3 protein-coding genes are annotated in these 3,033 nt (G+C 37.5%); 1 reads left to right on the top strand and 2 read right to left on the bottom strand.

Annotation, left to right across the window (positions count from 1 at the left end; translation table 11 throughout):
• Positions 1–261: 261 nt before the first annotated feature.
• A complete protein-coding gene (locus L2748_RS23345) occupies positions 262–579 on the bottom strand; it encodes a helix-turn-helix transcriptional regulator (RefSeq protein WP_220783517.1) in 318 nt (105 codons plus the stop codon).
• Positions 580–650: 71 nt separating this feature from the next.
• Positions 651–857, bottom strand: a complete 207-nt coding sequence (locus L2748_RS23340; protein ID WP_220783516.1) for a hypothetical protein — start codon at positions 855–857, stop codon at positions 651–653.
• Between the two features lie 549 nt (positions 858–1,406).
• On the opposite strand from L2748_RS23340, the gene L2748_RS23335 reads away from it, so the two are divergent.
• The gene (locus L2748_RS23335; protein ID WP_220783515.1) at positions 1,407–2,330 is read left to right on the top strand and encodes a hypothetical protein; all 924 of its coding nucleotides are present in this window, start codon (positions 1,407–1,409) and stop codon (positions 2,328–2,330) included.
• Positions 2,331–3,033 lie beyond the last annotated feature (703 nt).

Raw genomic sequence — 3,033 nt, 5'->3', positions numbered from 1 at the left:
CAACCATATAAGGTTATGCTTTCTATCACAGGTCTGTTTCCCGCGAATTACTGACCTCCCTCGCAGGGTTCTAGGAGTGACCTAATCAAGCGTATCGCTTGGGTTAGTCGTTCATGGTCCAGAGATGTTAAAGAACAAGCCAAGTTAATCAGACTGGCCGGTTTAAATATATTTGATAGTTTGTAGATATATTTGGTGTAAGTATGCCCCCAGAAAAAGGGGGCATAACGTGGTTTTGCGAAGTTGATCACATTGATGGTGTTAACATGTAGAAAGGGAACTAAGTTGATGAATTAAAATTACACTGTTTAATCTGCACTGAAATAAAAGTCTTAGTTGAGTGTTGTTATCTTGTTTTAACTTTATTTTACAACGAGATAAGTAAGACCTGACGGACTCTGGTTTGACAGACATCATCATTGATACGTCATTTAATTTCAACCCTTGAGAGAGCCAATATATTGCCTCTAACTCTCTTACTGATAACTCAGGGAAGAATAGGTTTAAGTACGTAAAAAGATGTTCTTGTGGACAAATATTGAAGTTATTTGTAATTTTGGTATGATTTTTTGTAGCCATATTGCCTCTATATTAGGTTTAGATGGTTAGCCATGTTGAAATGGACCAACATTTCAACATGGCGATAATGCTTAACAGTATAATTTTAAAAGATTTCTTGCTGTTTCTCCGTTGTTTGCAGCAACACCAACAGCTAAAAATATTATTTCTGGCCGTTTACTCTGTATTTTCCAGTTTCTTCTTAGTGTTGATGGGGCTGTTCCTGTTAAGTTTGCGAATTCACCTGTTTTCAAGTTTGTGGTAAGTTTTAAAAATTCATCTAGTTTAATATTCTTCATGATTTTCTCGCTCATAGTGAGCGTATTTGATTTTGAATTGTTTTGGAAATAAATTCAAATATTATTTTTAAGAGTTAGAATTTAAGTATACATTTACTTCTTCAACTAATGATTCAAAAAGCTTGAATTGTGCTGATTATTTAACTAAAATGTCTCTAGCTTCTTGTGTGAGAGTGCAGCACATAGCTCGCTATCACCACGTACAAGTTATGTGGTGTATTCATACACAATTAAAGTTAGAGTGTATTTGGAGTGATTCCCAAATATTAAGCATTCGACAGAAAAACCGGTTTCCTCGTAGGGCCGGTTTTTTTGTTTATTAAATCTACAGCTAAGGTTTAGTTTGATCTTTTGAAGCATTTATATTAGATTAATCGGTAATGGAAGGACTAATCACCCTAACAGACTTAAACTACGAGAATCTAATAATGAAAACCCAACAGCGCTATAGCTGCATATTGCAGCATCAATCCCCTTATAGATCTAGATACATTCAATATGACATGCCGATCCTAACGCGATCAATCATGCCTATTGTGAGTGTGTCTAATGCAAAACGCTAACCTAGATACACTCTTTTCAGACTGTGATGAGCATTGCTCTGAACTTCCGCCGTTGTCATCTTATGATGATGCGAATGCTTTCGACTGCGAAATACCAGACGGGCAAGCTTACACTGTCGTTGATGAAACTAAACGCCTCAAAAAAGCCCGAAAAGCTGAACGTGACAAAGTTAATGCTGAAATTTTAGAAACAGCAGATCGAGTTCATAAAAGCGGTAAGGCTGTTGGATTTCAAGCTAAAGTTGCGTCATTCAATGGATTCAAGAGTGCAAGATTGCCTGATTACGTTAAAACATTACTCAGACAAGCAAAGGTACTGCCTCATCGTGAAGAATTTTTTGAACATAGTGACGGCTTATACCGTGGAACATTGCAAGATCGCTCTAAGGTCATTCTAAGTTTGATGCTTTCCGCATTTGTCGTTAATTGTAATGTTGCTAATGGCATGATCGTTATTGCTACTCGTAAAGGCGGTAAGAATCTCACCCATGATGCGCTGAGAATGGAAGTGGCGCTTAGACATGGAGTCTATATCGCCGAATCAACCTGGTATTTTTATATCAATAAACTGAGTCAGTGTGGTTATCTGCAAAGTGATACTGTGGCTATTTATGAAGATGGCCATGCGGCTATGTTTCATGCAGAAGCAAGTTACAAAGTTCTATCTAAAGGGTTGTTAGATATGCTCGGCGCTTCTCGTTTGTCCGTTCGTAACGGAGCTGCAAAGCATGAAGCCGATTTGAAAACGAAAGGTAAATCCTTTAAGCAAAAGGCACGTTACCCTAATTCACGTTACCGTATGGACGGTACGCTTCGTAAGAACATGAAAGTGGTTGAGCCATGCCAACGCTTGCTCGATCTGATCACTTCTCACCATGTACGTGAAACTTACCACGTACCACCTAATTAGCGCTAAAGCAGTTTATCAAAATGACCTACATCGGCTTACTTGCCGAGTTTTGTCGTGTCTGAGCGCGGTATATTGCTCCTAAACGAGCAGAAACGTGCTGCTTAACTCTCTCTACATTTTGTATTTCTCATGGTTTTTGGTTGGCACGCTGTCTATTTAAAGTGATTGATGTTTTTTTTAAGAACAAGTTAAAGTACAAATCAAGACGACAAAGTTAGTTGTGATCTTTAGGCTTAAAATCTTCTTCTTTTTGGGTTAAAAGCTTTTAAAAAATGAAAGATAAAAAGATCTTTAAAGATAACAAGCAAAAATGAAATGTCCATTTCCTAGCTAAAGCTAGGGGACATCATTTTAAAGCAGTGCTGAAAGGGTATTTTGTCTAACCGACCGTTAGGCTTCATTTGTTTCTGTATAGCGGGTTTGTCTGCGACGCTTGTCGCTACGCGACTGTCTGGCAGAAAAGAATGCAAAAATTGATTTAGCTCAATTATTGCGTACCTGTTTTTATATACAGTATTTGCACGTTTATTTTCTATGAATGCTTATGTCTTACTTTCACTTTGATGACGATGATAAAGATGATATTTGTCTTAATGACGAATTACACGAGTACCAATACCAGCTTCCAAATGAAAAAATGAAGTTAACTTGTTTCTTTGATGTTCATGTATTCAAAGACCATGTTCCTCAAGGGACTATGCGT

This window comes from Shewanella sairae, from assembly GCF_023283535.1.
Lineage (GTDB): Bacteria > Pseudomonadota > Gammaproteobacteria > Enterobacterales > Shewanellaceae > Shewanella > Shewanella sairae.
The sequence above is the reverse complement of the archived record's forward strand: the minus strand, read 5'-3'. Positions and strand labels throughout refer to the sequence as shown.